Consider the following 16,806-nt stretch of genomic DNA (forward strand, 5'->3'; position numbering starts at 1 on the left):
GCGTGATCGATATCAACGAGTCCGTGATGCAGGTCCTTCTCGCGTTCATCGTCGTCGGCCCGCTCCTCGGTGCGGCCGCCGCCCTTCTGCCGGCCCCGCCCGGACTGAAGGGGAAGTCACCCGAGCAGGCCGTACTCCGGCACGGCGTCACCGTCACCGGCGCGGTCCTCGTCGCCGCGGTCGTCCTCGTGCTCGGCTTCGACCACGACCATCCGTCGAAGATGCAGGCCAGCACGGACATCAGCTGGATCCCCGCACTCCACGTGCGCATCCACCTCGGCATCGACGGCATCTCCCTCCCCCTGCTGGTCCTGACCGCGCTGCTGACCTTCCTCTGCGCGCTCTACTCGTACTCGAAGATGCCGTCGGGCCCGAGCCCGAAGGCATTCGTCGCGCTGCTGCTCGTCCTGGAGTCCGGCACCCTCGCGACCTTCGCCGTCCTCGACCTCATCCTGTTCTTCCTCGCCTTCGAGACGGTCCTCATCCCGATGTACTTCCTCATCGCCCGCTGGGGCGGCGAGGGACGGGCCGGGGCCACCTGGAAATTCATCCTGTTCACGCTCCTCGGCTCCGTCGTCATGCTGCTCGGCCTGCTCCTGATCGGAATCACGGCGGGCACATTCGACATGGTGGCACTCGCCACTGACAACGGCCGGTCGCTGACCACATCCGTGCAGGTCATCGCCGTTCTGGCGATCGGGATCGGGCTCGCGGTCAAGACCCCGATGTGGCCGCTGCACAGCTGGCTGCCCGACGCCCACACCGCCGCGCCGACCGTCGGCTCGGTCCTGCTGGCCGGCATCCTGCTGAAGATGGGTACGTACGGGTTCGTCCGGATCCTGCTCCCGGTCGCCCCGGACGGCTTCCGCACCTTCGCGCCGTACCTCGCCGCCTTCGCCGTGGTCGGCATCATCTACGGCTCCCTGGCCTGCCTGGCCCTCGCCAGGAGAGGCGCGAAGGGCGACCTCAAGCGCCTCATCGCCTACTCCTCCGTCGGCCACATGGGCTTCGTCCTGCTGGGCGTCGCGACCATGACCCCGACCGGCGTGAACGGTGCGCTGTTCGCCAACATCGCCCACGGCCTGATCACCGGCCTGCTCTTCTTCGTGGTCGGCGCGCTCAAGGACCGCACCGGAACCACCGACCTCGACGCCCTCGCCGAGGAGACCGGTCACGCCCTGTACGGCAAGGCCCCCCGCCTCGGCGGACTGCTCGCCTTCGCCGCGGTCGCCTCGCTCGGCCTGCCGGGCCTGGCCGGGTTCTGGGGCGAGATGCTCGCCCTGTTCGGCGCCTTCGACCCGCACGAGGACCTCAGCCGCCCCGCCTTCCTCACCTTCATGGTCGTCGCCGCCTTCGGCACCCTGCTGACGGCCGCGTACATGCTGATCGTGGTCCGCCGCGTCTGCATGGGCGCCGTACCGCAGGACGCGCCGCAGCCGGGGCTCGTCGACGTGCGCGCCTACGAGTTCGCCGCCTGGACGCCGCTCGTCGCCCTCACCGTCGTCGCCGGACTGTGGCCCAGGACCCTCCTCGGGCTGACCGACCCGGCCGTGCAGCAGCTCCTCTCAGGAGGCACCCGATGAGCTCCCCGGCCCAGCCCCTCGCCGAGACGGCACTGGCCCAGCCACTGGCCCAGAACCTCGTCCAGTCCGTCGACTGGCTCGCCGTCGCGCCGCCCACCATCACGGCGGTCGTGGGACTCGTGGTCCTCGTCACGGACCTGTTCGTCAAGGACGCCCGCAAACCCCTGCTCGGCTGGATCTCGGTCGCCGGACTCGCCGCCGCCGCCCTCATGCTGCTGCCCCTGGTCAACGACGACCGCTCGACGTTCTGCCTGACCGGCGAGCCCGGCGTCTGCAGCTACACCGCGGACACCTTCACCCTCGCCATCCAGTTCCTGGTCCTCGGCGGGGCCCTGCTGACCGCCCTCCCGTCCGTCACCGCGGTGAAGGACGCCGACCGGGGACTGCCCGAGGGCGAGTTCTGGTTCCTGCTGCTCTCCTCGGCGGCCGGCGCCGCGCTCCTGCCCGCCTCCCGGGACCTCGCGACCCTCGTCGTCGCCCTGGAGGTCGCCTCCCTGCCCGCCTTCGCCCTCGTCGGCCTCCGACAGGGCGACCGCAGGTCCTCCGAAGCGGCCCTGAAGTTCTTCCTGTCCTCGGTCACCGCGACCGCGGTCAGCCTCATGGGCATCAGCTTCGTGTACGCCACCACCGGCACCCTCTACCTCACCCAGGTGGCCGACCGCATCCAGCACGTCGACGGGCAGTTCACCACCCTCGCCCAGACCGGCGTCGTCCTCACCCTCGTCGGCTTCGCCTTCAAGACGGCCGCCGTCCCCTTCCACTTCTGGGTGCCCGACACCTACGTGGGCGCCCCCCTGCCGATCGCGGCCTACCTGTCCGTGATCGGCAAGGCGGTCGGCTTCTCCGGCCTCATCCTGGTCACGGTCGTCGCCCTGCCCTCCTACGCCGACGTATGGGGCCCCGCCCTGGCGGCACTGGCCGCGCTCACCATGACCGTGGGCAACGTCGGCGCCCTCCGGCAGCAGGCCACGCGCGCGTACAGCGCGGTACGCCTGCTCGCCTGGTCGTCCGTCGGCCAGGCCGGCTACCTCCTGGTGCCGATCGCCGCCGCCGCGTACTCCGACGACCCCGAACGCTCCATCGGCTCCACGGTCGCCTACGCCCTCATGTACGCCGCGGTGAACCTCGGTGCCTTCGCGGTGGCCGCGCTGGTGGGCCGCAGCAGGGCCCTCAACCGCGTCGCGGACTACCGCGGCCTGTACGCCTCCAACCCCGTCACCGCGCTGCTCCTGGCGTTCTTCCTGCTCTGCCTCGCGGGGCTCCCGCCCGGCGTCATCGGCCTCTTCGCCAAGGTCACCGTGTTCACCGCGGCCGTCGACGCCGGACTCGGCTGGCTGGCCGTCGTCATGGCCGTCAACGTCGTGATCGCGCTCTTCTACTACCTCCAATGGACGGCTCTGCTGTTCCGGGCGCCCGAGGACGCGACCGCCGGCCACCGTGCCCCCGGCCCCCTCACGGCCGCGATCAGCGCGACCGCGATCCTCGCCGTCGCCCTCTCCGGAGCACCCCAGCTGATCCTGCGCTTCGCCGACACCGGCCTCTTCTGACGCACCCGCCCGGCACACGCGCGTGCCGCACCCGGCTCCCCGCGCGCGTGCGCCCGCCACGGCCGTCACCCGTACGGACCACACGTGCCGCGCCGGGCGTCGGGGAACTGGTGGCCCTCGCCTGGCGTTGACCAGTACGGAAGGGTCCACTGGACGTGTCACCCACGGCACCGGTGGCACCGGAGACCAGGAAGCAACCACAGCGAGCGAGACCAGCAAGCAAAGGGTTCCCCTGCTGCACGACTTGGAGGGCGTACCGTGCACCGCCGGCACAACGGGCTCAGGACCGCAGTACTCCTCGGGGGACTGTCCGCGCTCATCATCGTCATCGGCAGCTTCTTCGGCCGAGCGGGGCTCGTCGTCGCCGTCCTCGTCGCCCTGGGCACCAACGCGTACGCGTACTGGAACAGCGACAAACTCGCGCTCCGCGCGATGCGCGCCCGCCCGGTCAGCGAGTTCGAGGCCCCGGCGCTCTACCGCATGGTCCGCGAGCTCTCCACCCAGGCCCGCCAGCCGATGCCCCGCCTCTACATCTCACCGACGGAGGCACCCAACGCCTTCGCGACCGGCCGCAACCCGCGCAACGCGGCCGTGTGCTGCACCGAGGGCATCATGCGCCTGCTCGACGAGCGTGAACTGCGCGGCGTCATCGGGCACGAACTCAGCCACGTCTACAACCGCGACATCCTCATCTCCTCCGTCGCCGGGGCCCTCGCCTCGGTGATCATGTTCCTGGTCAACTTCGCCTGGCTCATCCCGGTGGGGCGGTCCAACGACGATGACGGACCGGGTCTGCTGGGCATGCTCCTCATCATGCTGCTCGGACCGCTCGCAGCCACCGTCATCCAACTGGCGATCAGCCGCTCCCGTGAGTACGAGGCCGACGCCTCGGGCGCCCAGCTGACCGGCGACCCGCTCGCCCTGGCCGGCGCCCTGCGCAAACTGGAACTCGGCACCAAGCAGCTCCCGCTCCCCCCGGAGCCCCGGCTGGAGACCGCCAGCCACATGATGATCGCCAATCCCTTCCGGCCGGGGCAGGGACTCTCGAAGATGTTCTCCACCCACCCGCCGATGGCGGAGCGCATCGCCCGACTCGAAAAGATGGCAGGTCGTCAGCAGTGAAGACCATCCTCAACGTCATTTGGCTCGTGTTCAGCGGCTTCTGGCTGTTCCTCGGCTACCTGCTCGCGGGCGCGCTGCTCTGCGTCACGATCATCGGAATCCCCTTCGGTATCGCGGCCTTCCGTATCGGCGTCTACGCCCTGTGGCCCTTCGGGTACACGGCGGTCGAGCGCCGCGACGCCGGAGCGCCCTCGTGCATCGGAAACGTGCTGTGGCTCGTCCTCGCCGGCTGGTGGCTGGCGCTCGGCCACATCGTCACCGGCATCGCGCTGTGCGTCACGATCATCGGAATCCCGCTCGGCCTCGCCAACTTCAAGCTGATCCCCGTCTCACTGCTCCCGCTGGGCCGCGAGATCGTGCGCACGGACCAGCCCTTCACCGCTGCGGGGACGGCGCAGCGGACCGGCTGGTAGAGGATTCTCGAGGGCCGTCGCGGCCCGCGTTGTCCACAGCTGCCCGGTTGTCCACAGGCCCGCCCGGATGTCAGTGGCGGCCTGCATCATGAATCCATGACCGAGAACGAGCAGTTGCTGGAACGGGTGGCCGCCAAGGCGCGGAGCACCCGGCCGTGGGGTTGGGCCTCCCTGCCCGAGCCCGTGGACGCGGCGACGTCGGCCCGCGCCGAGGCAGCCCTCGGCTTCCCCCTCCCCACCCTGCTCGCCGAGCTGTACCTGCGCATAGGCGACGGCGGATTCGGCCCGGAGTACGGTCTGTTGCCCCTGCTCGACAGCCCGCCCTCGGGCGAGCCCGCCGCCGTCGCCCAGTACCTCGCCAACCGCGACAGCGGTGCGAAGGACCCCGACTGGCCCTGGCCCGAGGGCGTCCTGCCCATATCCCACTGGGGCTGCGCGATGTACGCCTGCGTCGACTGCCACTCCCCGCAGGCCACCGTCCTCCTCTTCGAGCCCAACGCCGGTGACGCCGACCATTCCTGGTACGTCGACGCCCCGAGCCTCGCCGACTGGCTGCGCGCCTGGGTCGAGGGCACGGGCTGGTACGAGGAGGACCACGAGGGCCCGGAGCCGCCCCCGTGGGGCGACTTCCCCCTGCGCACCGGCAGAGGACCCGTCAGAGGAAGCCTGACCACAGGTCCGGTCCCCGCCCGGGCGACCTGAGGGAAACCGGCCGAGCCCTCGCGCCGGGCCACACCGAGGGAGTGCCGACGCGCGACCACCTCGGCGCCCCGGCCGCCGTCTACCGCTGGACTTGCTGTCCCCGCACCCCGTACGCCACCACACCCACCGCCAGCACACCCACGCCCACGGCGACCGACACCGCCGGAAGGGAGAACGCGAGCACCACACAGCCGATCAGCCCCAGCGCCGGTACGACCCGCGACACCCGCGAAGGGTCGAGAGTCCAGGCCGACGCGTTGGCCACGGCGTAGTACGCCAGCACACCGAAGGAGGAGAAGCCGATCGCCCCACGCACGTCCACCGTCGCCGCCAGGACCGCGACCACCGCGCCCACGGCCAGCTCCGCCCGGTGCGGCACCTGGAAACGCGGATGCACCGCGGCCAGCGCCCGGGGCAGATGACGGTCCCGGGCCATGGCCAGCGTCGTCCGGGAAACGCCCAGGATCAGCGCCAGCAGGGAGCCCAGGGCGGCCACGGCGGCACCCACCCGCACGACGGGCGCCAGCTCCGGCAGGCCGGCCGCCCGTACCGCGTCGGCCAGGGGCGCCGTCGCCCGCCCCAGACCGGTCGGTCCCAGCACGGAGAGGACAGCCATCGCGACACACACGTACACCGCCAGGGTGATCCCCAGCGCCAGCGGGATCGCGCGCGCAATGGTGCGCCGCGGATCCCGCACCTCCTCACCGAGCGTCGCCACGCGCGCGTACCCCGCGAAGGCGAAGAACAGCAGGCCGGCCGCTTGCAGGACGCCGCCGACGCCGCCCGACACGCCGATCTCCAGCCGTCCGGCATCGGCCTGCCCCGACCCCAGGCACACCACCACCACGGAAGCGAGGACAGCGAGAACAACGGCCACGATCACCCGCGTCAGCCAGGCGGACTTGCGAATCCCGCCGTAGTTCACCGCGGTCAGCGCCACCACGGCCGCTACCGCCACCGCATGCGCCTGCTCCGGCCACACGTACACGCCCACGGTGAGCGCCATGGCGGCACAGGAGGCCGTCTTCCCGACGATGAACGACCAGCCCGCGAGATAGCCCCAGAACTCCCCGAGCCGCTCACGCCCGTAGACGTAGGTGCCACCCGAGGCCGGGTACCGGGCCGCCAGCCGGGCCGACGACATGGCGTTGCAGTAGGCGACGACGGCTGCCACGGCGAGGGCGAGGAGCAGCCCCGAGCCGGCGGCACGGGCCGCAGGAGCCAGGGCGGCGAAGACCCCGGCACCGATCATGGAACCCAGCCCCACGACGACGGCATCACCCAGACCAAGGGTGCGACGCAGCTGTGAACCCGCAGGTGTCATGGGTCGCACCCTACTGACCGGCGCAACCACCCGACGCGGTCGGAACGTCCTCTTCCCCAAGAGGACATGAACACCGCGCGGAGGAACGGCCCGCAGCACTGGCACCGTGTGGGCACAGAGAGAAAGGGCAGGGTCACGGCATGACCGTCATCAGCTGGATCATCCTCGGACTGTTGGCCGGAGCCATCGCCAAGTTCCTGCTGCCGGGCCGCGACCCCGGAGGGCTCATCGGCACCACCCTCATCGGCATCGCGGGTGCGTTCATCGGCGGCTGGATATCGGCCCGCTGGCTCGACCACCCGATCAGCAAGGACTTCTACGACGGCGCCACCTGGGCGGCGGCGATCGGCGGTTCGCTGGTGCTCCTGGTCGCCTACCGGCTCCTGTTCGGCAACTCGCGCGACTGACGCGCACGGGCCGGACGGGAATGGGCGGGCACCGAAGGGGTGCCCGCCCATTCCCGGTTCAGCAGCTCACCGGTAGTTGACGAACTGCAACGCGAACTCGAAGTCCTGGGCCTTCAGCAGGGTGATCACGGTCTGCAGATCGTCCCGGCTCTTCGAGGAGACCCGCAGTTCCTCGCCCTGCACCTGGGCCTTGACGCTCTTGGGGCCCTCGTCGCGGATGAGCTTGGCCACCTTCTTCGCGTTCTCCTTGGAGATGCCCTCCTCGATCGACGCGAAGATCTTGTATTCCTTGCCGGAAAGCTGGGGCTCGCCCGCGACCAGGGACTTGAGCGAGATGCCGCGCTTGATCAGCTTGGACTGGAAGACGTCGAGGACTGCGTTCACCCGGTCCTCGGAGTTGGCCTCCATGAGGATCTTCTCCCCGGACCACGAGATCGAGGCGCCGACGCCCTTGAAGTCGTAGCGCTGCGAGATCTCCTTGGCGGCCTGGTTGAGGGCGTTGTCGACCTCCTGCCGCTCGACCTTCGAGACGATGTCGAAACTGGAGTCGGCCATGTCCTGTGGCTCCTTGTATCTGGGTGCGTGTCGGGCCGCGAATCGGGTCCGTACCGGCATACGTCGGCGGCCACCGGGCCCGGCAGGGTCCACGGCCGCATCCGCACAAGCCTAGCCACCCGTCGCGGTCGGGGCGGCGATCAATCGGGTGGCGAAGCACCCCTCCGCATCGGGTATTGTTTACGTCGTTGCCACGGAGCACCGCCCACCAGCGGTACGACGGGCAGCGAACCCCGGCGGTGTGCCCGAGCGGCCAAAGGGAGCAGACTGTAAATCTGCCGGCTCAGCCTTCCCAGGTTCGAATCCTGGCGCCGCCACACGGGATCGAAAGGACCCCGTGACCTGCATAAACAGCAGGTCACGGGGTCCTTCGTCATGTGCCGGACCGCGCGCGGGAGCGTGGGCGCGGCTCAGCCTGCGGGCGGTCCGGGCAGACTGGTGGCATGGCCTCGTCCTCCCGCCGTAGAACCTGCCCCGAGTGCCGTCGCGAGATCGCCGTCGTCGCGGGGCGGTACGCGCGCCACGATCCGCCCGGCGCACGGGAGAGCGGTGAGCTCGTGTCCTGTCCCGGTTCGCGTCGGTCGGCGCAACTGGGCGCGGCGCAGCCGTCCTTGGACGGGTACGTCGTCCCTGAGTTCCCCGGACAGCTGCCCCTCTTCTGACCGTTCTTCCGACCGTTCGCCCGCGGTGCCGAGCCCCCGTGCTCCGCGACCCGCGCGCCGGGAGTCGCCGCGCGCCGAGCGGTCCGCCGCCGTCAGTTCCCGGCCACCGACTTCACCGCCACCGACACCGGCGCCGAACCGCTGATCAGCTCCAGGGTCAGGCCGTTGGTGGCCGGGGTGTCGACCAGTTCGGCAAGGACGGCCGCGACGTCGTCGCGCGGAACGGGGCCGCGGCCGGTGTGCGCCTCCAGACGCACCAGCCCCGTGCCCGCGTCGTCCGTCAGGGCGCCGGGCCGCAGGATCGTCCAGTCCAGGGCGTCCAGGGAGCGGACGTACGCGTCCGCCTCGCCCTTGGCGCGCAGGTAGACGTCGAAGATCTCGTCGCCCCGGTGCCCCGGGTCGGCTCCCATGGACGAGACGACCAGGAAGCGCCGTACGCCCGCCCGGACCGCCGCGTCCGCGAAGAGGACCGCCGCCGCCTTGTCCACCGTGTCCTTGCGGGCCGCCCCGCTGCCGGGCCCCGCCCCCGCCGCGAAGACCGCCGCGTCCGCTCCCCGCAGCCGCTCGGCGACCTCCTCGACCGAGGCCGACTCCAGGTCGAGCACGATCGGTTCGGCGCCCGCGGCGCGCAGGTCGTCGGCCTGCTCCGCCTTGCGGATGATGCCCGCCACCTCGTCCCCGCGCGCGGCGAGCAACCGCTCCAGCCGCAGCGCGATCTGACCATGACCACCAGCGATGACAATGCGCATGCCTTCGACCGTACGCCCCGACGGCCGCCCGCGCCGCACGGCTTCGACCGCCCCGCGCACGCCCCGCCCGCCGCCCGCCCGTCTCCCGCTCAGGCCATGTTCCCGCGCTCGCCATGACCGCCGGGCTCGCCATGACCGCCGCGCTCGCCATGACCGCCGGACCCGGCATGACCTCCGGGCCCGGCGCGCCCGTCGCCTCGCCCTCGCCCGCCACCGCCCTGCCGGGGCAGCCCCAGGTCCGACGCGCCGGTCGAGTCGCCGTACTCCCGCACCGCGCTGGTCCGCGCCACCACGCGCCCCCGGTGCACGACGATCCGGCTGTAGGCCAGCGAGAGCGCGCCCGCCAGCCGGTCCCCGCGCACGGCCACGAGTTCGGCCGGGAAACCCGCCTCCACCCGCACCTCGGGCAGACCGAGGGCCGACCGTGCCGCCGCGCTCACCGCGTCGTACGCCTCCTCGGGGCGCAGTCCGTGGCGGGAGGCCAGCTGATAGGCCGCCTCCAGGGGATCGCCGCGTCCGACCGGGTTGGACACGTCCCGCAGCGCGCCGCTCCCGGCGGCGACCCGGACCCCGGCCGCCCGCAGCAGCCGTACCGGAGGGGTGCCGTCGGGGCGGTCCACCGTCCCGCAGGCGCCCTGCGGGAGGCAGACCACCGTCACGCCCGCCGCCGCGAGCTGGTCCGCGGCCCGGGAGACCGCGTCGGCGGGCAGCAGGCCCAGGCCGTCGCAGGGGCCGATGGCGACCCCGGGGCGCAGCCCGCCCGCCATGGCCGCCAGCCGGGCCAGCCGCGCCGGGTCGGCGGCGTCCGTGTGCAGGTCGACGGGGCAGCCGTGCTCGGCGGCGACCTCCAGGACCGCCTCCACGTACCCCGCCGGATCGGGGTCGAGGTCCGGACACCCGCCCACCACGTCGGCGCCCATCTTGAGCGCGTCCCGCAGCATCGCCAGGCCGTCGGCGCCGGCCGCCCCGGTCAGCACCCGGGGCATGGCCACCGCGGTCAGTTCGGCGAGCCCGCGCAGCGAGCGCCGGGTGCGCAGCACGGCCGTCAGCGCGCCGAGGCCGGCGACGTCGCCCACCCGCACGTGTGCCCGCAGCGCGGTGGCACCGTGTCCGAGCTGGAGCAGGGCGGCCTCGGTGGCCCGGCGCTGGACGTCCTCGGGCCGGTAGGAGACGGGGCCGGGGACATCAGCCGTGAGTGCCGTGTCGGCGTGGACGTGGGGATCGGCCGGGGCCGGCAGCAGCAGGTAGCCGGCCAGGTCGAGGTGGCCGCCGGGGTTCAGGTGACCGCCCGGGCCCGGACGGGTGCCGGGGGCCGGCGCGCGTCCCGGGGGCAGGCTGCCGAGGGTACGGCGCGGGGTCAGGCTGCCGGCCGTGCCGACGGCTTCGATGCGGCCGCCGTGGAGCCGTACGTCCACGGTCCGGCCGTCGGTGAGCCGCGCCCCGGTGAGCAGGAGCGAGCCGCGGTCGGCGGGGTCCGAGGGGGAGGGCGAATGGGGCGGCTGCGGCTGGCTGTCGGGCATCGCGCTCCTCTGGGCTCGGGGCTGCGCAGTGGGGGACGCAAGATCACGCAGAGTGAGTCGAGCCTAGGACGGTGATCAGCCCGTGGCGCGGAGGAGCGCAATAGTCGTACCGGTGCGGTCTGTCCGGGCCGGGCCGGGTGATCCAGGCCGTTCGCCCCGTTCTCCGGCGGTCGGGACGGGACGGGGCAGGGTCGGCGAAACGGATTTGGGCGAACGGCGGGCGACCGTGTAATGTCTTCATCGCTCGCCCCAATAGCTCAGTCGGCAGAGCGTCTCCATGGTAAGGAGAAGGTCAACGGTTCGATTCCGTTTTGGGGCTCTGGTGTGAGAGGTTCCCGTCGCGAGGCGGGGCCCGATCGCATCACAGCGGTGTAGCTCAGTCGGTAGAGCAAGCGGCTCATAATCGCTGTGTCACCGGTTCAAGTCCGGTCACCGCTACTCTTAGTAGCCGATTGCGGGGTCGGTCCTTCAATCGGCTACTCTTTCTTGCGTTAATACCATCAATCCGTTCGTCAAGGAGTGCACTCACGTGGCTGCCACCGACGTCCGCCCGAAGATCACGCTGGCCTGCGTGGAGTGCAAGGAGCGGAACTACATCACCAAGAAGAACCGGCGTAACAACCCGGACCGACTGGAGATGAAGAAGCACTGCCCGCGTTGCAACGCGCACACCGCGCACCGCGAGACGCGATAGAACAGGCTCGTACACGAGGCCGTCCCCGAGGCTTGGGGGCGGCCTCGTGTCGTTGTCACGGTCGCTCGGCGACACCGGTACGAAGAGCAGCAGGAGGTTGCGAGCCCATGGCGCTCGACCAGTCGTTCGTGGGGCGGACCTATCCGCCCACCGCGCCCTACGAGGTGGGCCGGGAGAAGATCCGCGAGTTCGCGGAAGCGGTGGGGGACGCCAACCCGGTCTACGTCGACACGGAGGCCGCGAAGGCGCTGGGCCATCCTGACGTGATCGCTCCACCGACCTTCGTGTTCTCGATCACGTTCAAGGCGGCCGGTCAGGTCATCCAGGACCCGCAGCTCGGGCTGGACTACAGCCGGGTGGTGCACGGCGACCAGAAGTTCGCCTACGCCCGCCCGGTGCGGGCCGGTGACCGGCTCACCGTCACCTCGACCATCGAGGCGATCAAGTCGATGGCCGGCAACGACATCCTGGACATCCGCGGCGAGGTCCACGACGAGGCCGGCGAGCGCGTCGTGACCGCCTGGACCAAGCTCGTGGCCCGCGCGGCCGAGGAGGCGTGAGCACCCCATGACGCATCCGACGGATCAGACGCTTCCCCCGACGGCGAAGATCGCCTACAGCGACGTCGAGGTCGGCACCGAACTGCCCTCGAGGAGCTTCCCCGTGGACCGCGCCACGCTCGTGCGGTACGCGGGTGCCTCCGGCGACTTCAACCCGATCCACTGGAACGAGAGGTTCGCCAAGGAGGTGGGCCTGCCGGACGTCATCGCGCACGGCATGTTCACCATGGCCGAGGCGATCCGCGTGGTCACCGACTGGACCGGCGACCCGGGCGCGGTCGTGGAGTACGGCGTCCGCTTCACCAGGCCCGTCGTCGTCCCGAACGACGACCAGGGCGCCGTGATCGAGGTCAGCGGCAAGGTGGCGGCCAAGCTCGACGACAACACCGTCCGCGTCGACCTCACGGCCACCAGCGGCGGCCAGAAGGTCCTCGGCATGTCCCGGGCGGTCGTACGACTGGGCTGACCGGTCCGCTGCGGCCCCCTCTGCTCGCCCCGTGCCGGGAATCCGCCCCGGCCGGAGCGAGCGTCAGCGGTCGGTGCCAGCGACTGCCGCGGTGGTCGCCAGCGTCGTGTACCGCATCGTGAAGCTGCCGCCCAGAGCGTCGATGGCGTGGCCGACCGCGCCGAGGATCTCGGCCAGTGGGCCGGGGCGGAGCCGGGTGAGCGCTCCGGTGGTGGGAAGCAGCTCCAGCCACTGGTCGCGCGTGTAGGCCCGCTGCCAGTCGAACCGCCACTGCTCCGGGTCGCCGAACCGCCCGGTCTCGCGGATCCGGTCGGCGGTCTTCGCGTACCCCGCCAGGTACATCTCCAGCGGACGTCGCGCCGGCTGACCGCTGAACGGCGAGTCGGGCGCCACCCGGCGGTGGGCGGCGGCGAACGGCTCGGCCACCTCGGGCGGCGGCTCGAAGACGTGCCCGAAGATCGCCAGGCGCCCGTTCGGACGCAGCACCCGAGCCGCCTTCAGGGCGCCGGCGGCCGGGTCCACCCAGTGCCACGACTGGGCGGCGATCACCGCGTCGAAGGCCCGGCCGGCCGGTTCCCAGGCCTCGAAGGCCGCCACCTCGACCGGCAGGCCGCGGGCCCGCGCGAAGTCGGCCATCCGCGCGTCCGGCTCGACACCGAGCACGGTGCAACCGGCGGCCTGGAACTGCCGGGCCGCGATGCCCGTGCCGCAGCCGACGTCGAGTACGTCGGGCCCCGGGCTCCCCGCGACGACCCGTGCCACCAGGTCCTCGGGGTAGCCCGGCCGGGCCCGGTCGTAGCGTTGCGCGTCCGCGCCGAAGGACTCGGCCGTCTGCCGGGCCCGGTGCGGCGGTGGCGTCGGTTCCGGTTGCTTCGGCGACGGTCGCTCCGGCGACGGCGGTAGAGTGGGCATGCGTTCACCTTAGTGGGCAAGCGCCCACACGCGACAGTGGGCGAGCGCCCATAAGCCGACGACGAGCCAGTGGCGAGTCAGTGGCGGGTGAGCGCCCACGAGTCAGTGGTGGGCCTGGAGCCCACGAGTCGACGGACGTGCCAGGAGTGCCTGGCGCGCGGGAGGATCCGCAAGTGCCGACCGGAGTGCACCTTCGCGACGCGCGCAGGCAGCTGTTCGACGCCGCTGAGCGCGTACTGCTGCGCGACGGCCCGAACGGGCTGACCAGCCGGGCCGTCACCGACGAGGCGGGCTGCGCCAAGGGTGTACTGCACCGGCACTTCGCCGACTTCGACGCCTTCCTCGCCGAACTCGTCCTGGATCGCGCCGCGCGGCTCGATACGCAGGCGTCGGCGTTGCGCGAGGCCGTGGGCACCGGCACGGTGGCCGACAACCTCACCCGGGCGCTGACCACCCTGTTCGGGCCGGTGCCGGTGGCGATCATCCCGCTCATCACCTTCCGGGACGAGTTGCGGGCACGGCTGCGGCAGGCCGTGCCCGGGGGCGGCATCGCGATCCTCGCCCAGGTCGCGTCGGCGGTCTCCGCCTACCTGGACGACGAGCGCGCCGGCGGCCGGATCTCGGCCGACGCCGACATCGACTCGCTCACCCTCTCCCTGGTCGGCGGGGGGCATCTCCTGTTCGCGGACCGCGACCCCGGCCCGCCCGACCCGGCGGCGGTCGGCAAGCTGGTGGCCACGGTGCTCGCCGACGTCCTGCGGCGGCGGTCGCACTGACCCGGCGCCGCCCTTCCGGGGGTCCAGCAGGTCCCGGACGCGTCGCCCTTGACGAAGTTAGTGATTGAGCACTAACTTACATCCCATGGTCAGGATGAGTGCCGAGGAACGGCGCGAGAGCGTCATCCGCGCGGCGACGAGCGAGTTCGCCCGGGGTGGCTACCACGGCACCTCCACGGAGGCCATCGCCAAGCGGGTGGGCGTCTCCCAGCCGTACCTCTTCCGCCTGTTCCCGGGCAAGAAGGCGATCTTCCTCGCGGTGGCGGAGCGCTGTCTGCGGGAGACGCGCGAGGTCTTCGAGAAGTCGTCCGAGGGTCTGCACGGCGAAGAGGCCCTGCACGCCATGGCTGACGCGTACACGCAGCTGATCGCCGACCAGCCCGAGAAGCTCCAGATGCAGTTGCAGGTGTACGTCACCGTCGCCGCCGCCGAGGCGGCCGGGGACCACGAGTTCGGCGAGATGGTGCGCAAGGGCTGGCTCGAACTGTGGGACGCCGTGCACCTGCCGCTGGGGGCCGACATCGCTCAGACGACGACCTTCCTGGCGTACGGCATGCTGATCAACACCCTGGTCGGCATGGGATTTCCGCCGGGGCACCGGATCTACGGCGGTCTCTACGAATCCGGGCGGGCCAAGTCGGGCCCGGGCGACGCGTAAGGGTCCGAGGTGCGGCACGAAGGCGTGGGCCGCGAGGTGTGAAGGCGTGAGGGCACGATCACTTCTCGTCTCCGGACGACCATAGAAGTTAGTCATCAATTACTAACCACATCCACGGCAAGTGCACACCCTCTGGGGGAGAGATGTCACAGCACGGAGCACGTCGGAACGCACGGGGCGGGGGAGCGGCCTGGGCCCTCGTCATCACCAGCGTGGCCGGTTTCATGGCGGCCCTGGACAACCTCGTCGTCACCACCGCCCTGCCCTCCATCCGCGAGGACCTGGGCGGCGCGCTGCACGACCTCGAATGGACCGTGAGCGCCTACACGCTCACCTTCGCCGTCCTCCTCATGTTCGGCGCGGCCCTCGGCGACCGTTTCGGCCGCCGCCGGCTCTTCCTCGCCGGCATCACCGTCTTCACCGCCGCCTCCGCCGCCGCGGCCATGGCACCCGGGATCGACTCGCTCATCGCCGCCCGCGCGGTGCAGGGCGTCGGCGCGGCGATCATGATGCCGCTGACGCTGACCCTGCTGACGGCGGCGGTCCCCGCCGAACGCCGCGGGATGGCGTACGGCATCTGGGGCGCCGTCAACGGGCTCGCCGTGGCCTCCGGGCCGCTGGTCGGCGGCAGCCTCACCGAGCACATCTCGTGGCAGTGGATCTTCTGGCTGAACGTTCCGCTCGGCCTGGCCCTGCTGCCCCTCGCCCGACTGCGCCTCGCCGAGTCGCACGGCACCGGAGCCCCGCTCGACATACCCGGCACCCTGCTCGCCAGCGGCGGACTCTTCGGCATCGTCTACGGCCTGGTCCGGGGCCCCGCCGACGGCTGGACCGGCGCCGTGGTGCTGACCGCCCTGTTCGCCGGGGCCGCGCTGCTCACCGGCTTCGTCCTCTACGGCACCCGCGCCAGGAACCCCATGCTCCCGATGCGGCTGTTCCGCTCCCGTGCCTTCTCCGGCGTCAACGCGGCGAGCCTGCTGATGTTCCTGGGGATGTTCGGCTCGATCTTCCTGCTCAGCCAGTACATGCAGGGCGTGCTCGGCTACTCGCCCACCGAGGCGGGCCTGCGCATGCTGCCCTGGACGGGCATGCCGATGCTGGTGGCGCCGATCGCCGGCATCCTCTCCGACCGGATCGGAGGCCGCCCGGTCGTCGCGGCCGGACTCTTCCTCCAGGCGGCCGGCCTCGGCTACCTCGCCTCCGTGATCACGGCCGACGCCTCCTACGCGGTCCAGCTGCCCGGCCTGATCGTCAGCGGCATCGGCATGGCCCTCTACTTCGCCCCCGCCTCCGCGCTGGTGATGTCCAGCGTCGCCGCGAAGGAGCAGGGGATCGCCTCCGGCGCCAACAACGCACTGCGCGAGGTGGGCGGCGCGCTCGGCATCGCGGTCATGTCGTCGATCTTCGCGGCGCAGGGCGGCTACGAGTCCGCGCAGACCTTCGTGGACGGACTGCGTCCCGCGGTCGCCGTGGGGGCCGCGGTGGTGGCCCTCGGCGGCCTCGCGGCCCTGGCGATCCCGGCGCGCCGCCGGACCGGCGACGGGGAGCGGGAACCGGCCGCACCGGCGGCCGCACCGGCGGCGGAGCCTGCCCCGGGCCCGGTGCCCGAACCGGCCCTCGCCACGACGGCACCGACGCGGCCCGCGCACTGACCCACGACCCGTACGACCCGTACGACCTACGACCCGTACGACCCGCACGCACAGGACACGAGAGGAGTACGTCATGCCCACCCTTCCCTGGACCGTGCCGAACCAGCCTCCCCGGGCCACCGAGGTCCACGTCTTCGCCTCCCGCTTCGAGACCCGGACCCTGTGGGGAGCGCTGAGGTTCCTGGCGCGCACGCCGGGCGTGTGGCGGCAGATCGGGAGCGCGCCCGGAGCGTACGGCGCCTCCCTGAAGGCGGAGCCCTTCAGGCGGACCTTCTGGACGCTCTCCGCCTGGGAGTCGCCCGAGGCCCTCAAGACCTTCGCCCACTCCGGCACCCACGAGCCGACCTCCCGCGGCCTGTCGGCGCAGATGCGAGACGCGAAGTTCGCCTCCTGGGCGGCGTCGAGCGACGAACTCCCGGTGAGCTGGGCGGAGGTGCGCCGGCGCCTGACCTGAAGCGCACCCGCGCACCGCGCACCCACGCACCCGCGCACCCGCGCATCGCG

At 71.9% G+C, this 16,806-nt stretch carries 19 protein-coding genes and 3 tRNA genes; 17 read left to right on the top strand and 5 right to left on the bottom strand.

Annotated features, from left to right (window positions below):
• The first annotated feature begins 2 nt into the window (after positions 1–2).
• From IE94_RS0100980 to IE94_RS0101000, 5 genes are all read left to right on the top strand, one after another.
• On the top strand, positions 3–1,583 hold the full coding sequence (locus tag IE94_RS0100980; RefSeq protein ID WP_030145416.1) for an NADH-quinone oxidoreductase subunit M: 1,581 nt from the start codon (positions 3–5) through the stop codon (positions 1,581–1,583).
• Positions 1,580–3,130 carry an NADH-quinone oxidoreductase subunit N gene (locus IE94_RS0100985; protein WP_030145417.1) on the top strand — a complete coding sequence of 517 codons (1,551 nt, stop codon included), beginning with the start codon at positions 1,580–1,582 and terminating at the stop codon, positions 3,128–3,130. Before IE94_RS0100980 ends, IE94_RS0100985 begins: the two co-directional genes overlap by 4 nt.
• 258 nt (positions 3,131–3,388) lie before the next feature.
• On the top strand, positions 3,389–4,252 hold the full coding sequence (gene htpX / locus IE94_RS0100990) for a zinc metalloprotease HtpX (protein ID WP_030145418.1): 864 nt from the start codon (positions 3,389–3,391) through the stop codon (positions 4,250–4,252).
• A complete protein-coding gene (locus tag IE94_RS0100995; protein ID WP_030145419.1) occupies positions 4,249–4,665 on the top strand; it encodes a YccF domain-containing protein in 417 nt (138 codons plus the stop codon). Before htpX ends, IE94_RS0100995 begins: the two co-directional genes overlap by 4 nt.
• A 96-nt stretch (positions 4,666–4,761) precedes the next feature.
• Positions 4,762–5,367, top strand: coding sequence for an SMI1/KNR4 family protein (locus tag IE94_RS0101000; protein ID WP_030145420.1), 606 nt, complete (start codon positions 4,762–4,764; stop codon positions 5,365–5,367).
• 79 nt (positions 5,368–5,446) lie between these two features.
• Here the strand turns inward: IE94_RS0101000 and IE94_RS0101005 are convergent, their stop codons facing one another.
• Entirely contained in the window at positions 5,447–6,691 is a 1,245-nt protein-coding gene (locus tag IE94_RS0101005) for an APC family permease (RefSeq protein ID WP_030145421.1), read from the bottom strand.
• 140 nt (positions 6,692–6,831) lie between these two features.
• On the opposite strand from IE94_RS0101005, the gene IE94_RS0101010 reads away from it, so the two are divergent.
• Entirely contained in the window at positions 6,832–7,098 is a 267-nt protein-coding gene (locus tag IE94_RS0101010) for a GlsB/YeaQ/YmgE family stress response membrane protein (RefSeq protein WP_030145422.1), read from the top strand.
• 66 nt (positions 7,099–7,164) lie between these two features.
• Here the strand turns inward: IE94_RS0101010 and IE94_RS0101015 are convergent, their stop codons facing one another.
• On the bottom strand, positions 7,165–7,653 hold the full coding sequence (locus IE94_RS0101015; protein ID WP_030145423.1) for a YajQ family cyclic di-GMP-binding protein: 489 nt from the start codon (positions 7,651–7,653) through the stop codon (positions 7,165–7,167).
• Between the two features lie 235 nt (positions 7,654–7,888).
• On the opposite strand from IE94_RS0101015, the gene IE94_RS0101020 reads away from it, so the two are divergent.
• Together IE94_RS0101020 and IE94_RS37585 are read left to right on the top strand one after the other, a co-directional pair.
• Positions 7,889–7,970, top strand: a tRNA-Tyr gene (locus IE94_RS0101020).
• Between the two features lie 126 nt (positions 7,971–8,096).
• Complete coding sequence (locus tag IE94_RS37585; RefSeq protein ID WP_076975826.1) at positions 8,097–8,315, top strand: hypothetical protein; 219 nt, start codon at positions 8,097–8,099, stop codon at positions 8,313–8,315.
• Between the two features lie 92 nt (positions 8,316–8,407).
• Here IE94_RS37585 and IE94_RS0101025 read toward each other — a convergent pair whose 3' ends face one another.
• The gene (locus IE94_RS0101025; RefSeq protein WP_030145424.1) at positions 8,408–9,064 is read right to left on the bottom strand and encodes an NAD(P)H-binding protein; all 657 of its coding nucleotides are present in this window, start codon (positions 9,062–9,064) and stop codon (positions 8,408–8,410) included.
• 89 nt (positions 9,065–9,153) lie between these two features.
• Positions 9,154–10,584 (bottom strand): amidohydrolase family protein, encoded by a 1,431-nt coding sequence (locus tag IE94_RS0101030; protein ID WP_245235144.1) that lies wholly within the window; start codon positions 10,582–10,584, stop codon positions 9,154–9,156.
• A gap of 246 nt (positions 10,585–10,830) precedes the next feature.
• Between IE94_RS0101030 and IE94_RS0101035 the strand changes: the two genes are divergently transcribed.
• The 5 genes from IE94_RS0101035 to IE94_RS0101055 all read left to right on the top strand — a co-directional run bounded on the left by IE94_RS0101035 (position 10,831) and on the right by IE94_RS0101055 (position 12,304).
• Positions 10,831–10,903 (top strand) — tRNA-Thr (locus tag IE94_RS0101035).
• 46 nt (positions 10,904–10,949) lie between these two features.
• Positions 10,950–11,022, top strand: a tRNA-Met gene (locus IE94_RS0101040).
• Positions 11,023–11,113: 91 nt separating this feature from the next.
• Positions 11,114–11,278 carry a 50S ribosomal protein L33 gene (gene rpmG / locus IE94_RS0101045; RefSeq protein ID WP_003948671.1) on the top strand — a complete coding sequence of 55 codons (165 nt, stop codon included), beginning with the start codon at positions 11,114–11,116 and terminating at the stop codon, positions 11,276–11,278.
• Between the two features lie 107 nt (positions 11,279–11,385).
• Complete coding sequence (locus IE94_RS0101050; protein ID WP_030145426.1) at positions 11,386–11,838, top strand: MaoC family dehydratase N-terminal domain-containing protein; 453 nt, start codon at positions 11,386–11,388, stop codon at positions 11,836–11,838.
• A gap of 7 nt (positions 11,839–11,845) precedes the next feature.
• Positions 11,846–12,304 carry a MaoC family dehydratase gene (locus tag IE94_RS0101055; protein ID WP_030145427.1) on the top strand — a complete coding sequence of 153 codons (459 nt, stop codon included), beginning with the start codon at positions 11,846–11,848 and terminating at the stop codon, positions 12,302–12,304.
• A gap of 63 nt (positions 12,305–12,367) precedes the next feature.
• Here the strand turns inward: IE94_RS0101055 and IE94_RS0101060 are convergent, their stop codons facing one another.
• A complete protein-coding gene (locus tag IE94_RS0101060) occupies positions 12,368–13,216 on the bottom strand; it encodes a class I SAM-dependent methyltransferase (protein WP_030145428.1) in 849 nt (282 codons plus the stop codon).
• Between the two features lie 173 nt (positions 13,217–13,389).
• Here IE94_RS0101060 and IE94_RS0101065 point away from each other — a divergent pair, with 173 nt between their 5' ends.
• The 4 genes from IE94_RS0101065 (at position 13,390) to IE94_RS0101080 (ending at position 16,756) form a co-directional block, all read left to right on the top strand.
• On the top strand, positions 13,390–13,992 hold the full coding sequence (locus tag IE94_RS0101065) for a TetR/AcrR family transcriptional regulator (RefSeq protein WP_030145429.1): 603 nt from the start codon (positions 13,390–13,392) through the stop codon (positions 13,990–13,992).
• A gap of 85 nt (positions 13,993–14,077) precedes the next feature.
• Positions 14,078–14,650 (top strand): TetR/AcrR family transcriptional regulator, encoded by a 573-nt coding sequence (locus tag IE94_RS0101070; RefSeq protein WP_030145430.1) that lies wholly within the window; start codon positions 14,078–14,080, stop codon positions 14,648–14,650.
• A gap of 143 nt (positions 14,651–14,793) precedes the next feature.
• Positions 14,794–16,302 carry an MFS transporter gene (locus tag IE94_RS0101075; protein ID WP_030145431.1) on the top strand — a complete coding sequence of 503 codons (1,509 nt, stop codon included), beginning with the start codon at positions 14,794–14,796 and terminating at the stop codon, positions 16,300–16,302.
• Positions 16,303–16,375: 73 nt separating this feature from the next.
• On the top strand, positions 16,376–16,756 hold the full coding sequence (locus tag IE94_RS0101080) for a DUF3291 domain-containing protein (protein WP_030145432.1): 381 nt from the start codon (positions 16,376–16,378) through the stop codon (positions 16,754–16,756).
• The last annotated feature ends 50 nt before the right edge of the window (positions 16,757–16,806 follow it).

The sequence above is a fragment of the Streptomyces violaceorubidus genome, assembly GCF_000717995.1.
Lineage (GTDB): Bacteria > Actinomycetota > Actinomycetes > Streptomycetales > Streptomycetaceae > Streptomyces > Streptomyces violaceorubidus.